Source organism: Halopseudomonas pelagia CL-AP6 (genome assembly GCF_000410875.1).
GTDB lineage: Bacteria > Pseudomonadota > Gammaproteobacteria > Pseudomonadales > Pseudomonadaceae > Halopseudomonas > Halopseudomonas pelagia.
Genome location: NZ_AROI01000044.1, coordinates 1 through 5,212, shown reverse-complemented (window position 1 = coordinate 5,212; position 5,212 = coordinate 1). Strand labels below are relative to the sequence as shown.

3 protein-coding genes are annotated in these 5,212 nt (G+C 55.5%); all 3 read left to right on the top strand.

The genetic code is table 11. The features are described from left to right. On the top strand, positions 1 to 1,045 hold a 1,045-nt coding region (locus K787_RS25645; RefSeq protein WP_022964668.1), incomplete at its 5' end, for a bacteriophage T4 gp5 trimerization domain-containing protein. 6 nt (positions 1,046 to 1,051) lie between these two features. Further along, complete coding sequence (locus K787_RS0120505; protein WP_022964667.1) at positions 1,052 to 4,282, top strand: phospholipase; 3,231 nt, start codon at positions 1,052 to 1,054, stop codon at positions 4,280 to 4,282. 83 nt (positions 4,283 to 4,365) lie between these two features. Continuing rightward, the coding region (locus K787_RS24460; RefSeq protein ID WP_152486877.1) for a T6SS immunity protein Tli4 family protein at positions 4,366 to 5,212 on the top strand (847 nt) is incomplete at its 3' end.

Sequence of the window (5,212 nt, the reverse complement as noted above, 5' to 3'; positions counted from 1 at the left end):
CCCCACACCTTACGAGCTGCCCGCGCACAAAAGTCGCAGCGTATTCAAAACTTTGAGCACCGCTCCGGGTGGCGGTGGCAATGGCTATAACGAACTGCGCATCGAAGACAAGAAAGGCGAAGAACAGATCTACCTGCACGCCCAGCGCGACTGGGACGAAAACATTAAGCACGACCAGAAAATCCGCGTCGGCAACGAACGCCACGACCGCGTCGAAGCCAATAGCTACGCCGAGCACATGGCCGAAGAGCACCACACCACCCACGGTGAGCGCAAAACCGAGATCAAAGCCGACGACCATCTGACTGTCGCCAACAATCAACACGTCAAACTGGGTACCGGCCAGTTCATCGAAGCGGGGAATGAAATCCACTACTACGCCGGTAACAAGGTGGTTATCGATGCCGGTATGGAACTCACCGCCAAAGGCGGCGGCTCTTTTCTCAAGCTCGATCCCAGTGGTGTGACCCTGAGTGGGCCGGTGATCAATATCAATTCAGGCGGGGCAGCAGGTCGTGGCTCGGGTCTGGACATCCTCATGCCGATGGTGCCAAGTAACGCCGATAGTGATCTCGCTGGGCAGGAGCTGGCCAGAGTGCAGGGCAATCCATTACCCCTCCAGATCGATCAGGAGCCCCGCGAGTACCGTTTCAACATGCAATTGATGGATGTGCCCGGGGAGGAAGGCTTCCCCCTGGCGCATACCCCCTGGCAGTTGATCAATGGCAATGAGGAAATCCTCTTTGAAGGCACTACTGACGAGCAAGGCCATGTACTCCTGGACGAGAGTCAACAACAGGAACTGTCTGACGCGTACTGCGCTGCGTCCGGCAATATCTGGCTATGCTTCCCAGGGCAGCGTGTTGAACTGAGCATGCATCTTGAGCAGGAAAACTGGGACGCTGAACGTATGGCCATGGCGGCCTTTGATTATATAGACACTACCGCCGCTCAGTGCACTGCCCCAGGCATTGAGCAAAAACGTAGCAAAGAGGACAGCCAGTGCAGCGGCGATCTTTACACTCATTTGCAATCCAAGGATTGATTGAAAATGCCCAGTACCCCTGCCTACAACGGCGTGCGCGTCAAACAACTTAACCAGATAAACCGTCAGGATGGCGAGGCCTGCGTCGCTTATTCTGCGCCTGACTTTTTCATCAAGGATGATTCGACATTCGCGCCCAAACGCACCGGAAATCAGGTGCAGTTTTTTACCAACGGCGAGGACTACTTCAATGATGTAGCAAGCGCTATCGCTCAGGCCGAGCACTGTATATTTATCACCGGTTGGCAGGTGAACTACGACGTCCTGCTGGATGGTCAACGCACACTGTGGCAGTGCCTGCACCAGGCGCTTACCAGTAAGCCGCAACTTCAAGTTTACGTAATGCCCTGGTTAAGCCCCTCCAGCAGTGTCGGCACCTATGATATTGAAACCATGCTGGCTATTTTTCAGTTGAATGCGGGGCTGGAAGGCGGACCGCGGGCCTTTTGTACCCCGGCGATTCAGCAGAGTGATATGAATGGTTTGGGCGCTACGTTCTCACACCATCAAAAGAGCGTAGTGATTGACAACAGGCTGGGTTATGTCGGCGGTATCGATCTGGCTTACGGGCGCAGAGACGACAACAACTTCAGCCTGGATCCCACGGACAGACAGGGCAACGATGCCTATAACCCCGGGGTACCCAAGCTCGGCTGGATGGCTATGGACAAACACGTCAGTCGCACCGGGCTGATCATGGCGGCCCTGTTTGACCTGTCCAAACCGGCCATTCCCGGACCCCTGCCGATGCCCAGCAGAGCCGAGATAGGCAACAGCATCAACTACATAGTCGATTTTTTCAAAGGACCGCCGCTGCCCTTGTTCGAGGCCATCCAGCAGCAACAGGAAAGACTGAGTGATACGCTGGAGCAAGGCCGCAGAAAAATTGTCGAGTTCAAGTACGAGCTCATCGAGCGCAGCATACGCGCCACCGCAGAACTGATTGAGCAGACGCTAGATGAGGTGTCGATTGACCCCAAACTCAAGGAGCAGCTTCAGCATTGGCTGTCCACCCTGCGTCAGACAACAGGCAACCTGTCTGAAGCGTTTCGTATCCAGAGCATCCATTTGATCCACACCTGGTTTGCAGAAACCGAAATCGGCCGCGTTTTTGCCATGTTGTCCAATGCCTCGTTCGATACCTTACCAGCCAACGTCGTGCATCAGGTCAGTGAGCTGAGCACCTCGGTAATGTGGCATTTGTATGGTCTTCTGCAGGCCCAGGCGCGCGGCAACCAGGCACCCTTTCCCTATCTGTTGGAATATCCACAGCCAGTAGCTTCCAGCGACAATAGTTGCCTGGCCGCTGACCAGCCAAGAATGCCTTGGCAGGATGTGCACTGCAGCATTCAAGGCCCCTCGGTATATGACCTGTCGCGCAACTTCATCGACCGCTGGAACGGCCAACAAGCCTACCTGGCCAATAGTCCTCCCCCCCAGGACACCGCAGTCGGCAGAAGGGCTCTTGAAGCCATTATGACCTGGCTCAACCGGCTGATCCGCCGCGTACACTTGCACCACTTTCTTGATGCCAGCTCAATTGTGCGCATCAACTGGCGTCAACCCACCCCGGTCTGGATCAACGGCCCGCAAGTGATACCCCGTTATCCTGAGCAACACTCCGGCGGTGCCAGCGCACAGGTGCTACGCAGTGCCGGCGAAGTAATGCTCCGCCAAGAGCAGGCGGGCCGGAGCCAGGCCAGTGTCCAGTTACCTGCCCTACAGGGCTTTCAGAGCAGCGGCATACAGGCCAACTGCAAAAGTGCCATGCTGCAGGCCATTTCCAGCGCCCAACATTTTATTTATGTCGAGAACCAGTTCTTCCAGAGCGAGTTTGGAGCGCAAGGCGAACTCTATGAAGACGTCCCTCTTTCCGGCCCCATGGCCAGCCTGCGCGACCCCAGCACCCTGCGGCAGGATCTGGTGCGCCGAGTACGGCTGCGTGAAGCACTCATGGCGCGCGATATCTGGCAACTGGACTGGGTAGAAATTGATGTCATCGCGCGCAATACCGGTCAGGAAAGTAGCGACTTTCTAAAGCAGATGTTCGCCATATGGGGGCTCAACGCCCAGGGCTGGCTTAGCCATCGACTGGGCGACGCTCAGGAAGCCATGCTCAACGATATTGGCGAAGCCTTTGCCGAGCGCATCGGTCGTGCCATCGACGAGCACCGCCCTTTCCACGTCTACATGATCTTGCCCGTTCATCCAGAAGGACCGCTAAATGTGCCGAACATCATGCATCAGGTTCACCTGACCATGCAGAGTCTGGTATTTGGCAAGCACAGCCTGATCAAGCGAATCCAGCGCCGCATGGCATTGCGTGCCCTACTGGACCTTGGGGTGAACGAGGGAGAGGCGGCCGACAGGATCAAGCAGCGCGGTGCCGACAATCGGCCAGCATATGAACAACAGGACTGGAGCCGCTACCTTACACTGCTTAACCTGCGCACCTGGGGTGAGTTGGAAGGAAACGTGGTAACCGAGCAGATTTATGTACACAGCAAGCTGTTGATTGCCGATGATCGCATTGCCATTCTTGGCAGCGCCAATATCAACGACCGCAGTCTGCTGGGGCCGCGTGACTCCGAGCTGGCAGTAATCGTTCGCGACAGCACCCCCGTTACGGTGGCCCTGGACGGAGAGTGTCCACAGCAAGTAGGCAAGGCTGTACACGAGCTAAGGGTTGCCCTCTGGAAGAAGCATTTTGGGCTCAGCCTGACTAAATCATCCAGGATACAGCCAGCGACCGCGCTGGAAAGCTGTCTGACGCAACCGGCGGCGGAGAGTAGTTGGAGAGCGATTCAAGCTCTTGCAAAAGACAACACCAGCGCTTACGAAGAATCATTTGATTTTATTCCGCAAAACGTCAGCCAGGTACAGCCGCGCGTTACTCCCGATATGGCGGCGTTCCCGAATGGTTTTCCTGCACCAGTGTGGCCTACCTGGGCGTATCGGAGCTTGGATGAACTAAGAAGAGGCGGAGATTTGGTAGAGCCCATGCCGTATGAAGAACAATTCTGGCGCGGAGATATTCACCTGCCACCTCGGGCTTACAGCCCGCCTCTGGGTGTGCAAGGCTTTATCTGTCAGTTACCGACCCAATGGACGCGGGGCGAAAATAACGACTCGGGCATCAATCTGACCATTCTGGCCCAGTTAATCAGACAACAGAACGATCAACTTCATGCTGCGGCAACAACCCCGGCAACGCAACGAAGAGACTCACAAACATGATCAAACCTATTCTCGCCGGTGCCCTCTGTCTTGCCACTAGCGTGGTATTCGCAGAGCAGCCACGCCAGGAGTGCCTGGGTAGATTGACCCTTGATGTTCCTGAGGAGGTGGAATGGGCTACCTATGATGCTGAACGCACTTTCCGCATCTCTACAGGCGGTGGACACAACTTCACTTCCGCAGTGGCCGCCAAAGGCGACTCAGGGTGGTATGACTTTAACGGATTAGTCATTCGCGTCAGCGATATCGTCGAACGCTCTGAGTTTGAAGGTGCAGTTCGTTATCAGAAAGGGACCGGAGAACTGTATAAGAAAACATTGCTGGAGAATGTTGAGACGGACAAACGCCGTTTGGCAAAACTCCCTGAAATGGGCTACGGTCCAGAAGTATTAGCAAAGCTCGAACAGAAAATTGAAGAACAGGAAAAACAAGCTACCCTGGCTGTTCCTGTGGAGCACGACCTTGGTATTCCCGATGCAACTTTCCTGGGTGGACCAAGTGCTCCAGCTTATGGCTATGTTTATCGCAACCAGCGAGTGTACTTTTTCGCCATGCGCGAAGCAGGTGCTCAGGGCGCCGAAGCCTTCAAGGAGTTGATCGACCGTTTTCGGCCACGTGACCTGTATGAGGTGCCCAAGGGGCCGGGCGTCTGTATACCTTACGGCTTTATTGCCGATGATGGAAAAACGGGCTATTCGATCAAGAACAGCTTGCGCTTTACCAGTACCCCCAACGTTATATTTACCTTGGTTACCGCTTCAGCCAATGATCCATGGGATACCCCGCCCACCACTGGCACCTACGACACCGACTATAGCCCCGGCTACGACGGCAAGAAGTGGGAGCTGAAGCGCTTTATCGAGCCCAGCTATATCGGTGGCCATCTAGCCGGGCTTGAGGGCTGGCAGCTAGAGCCCAAGCCAGACTCGG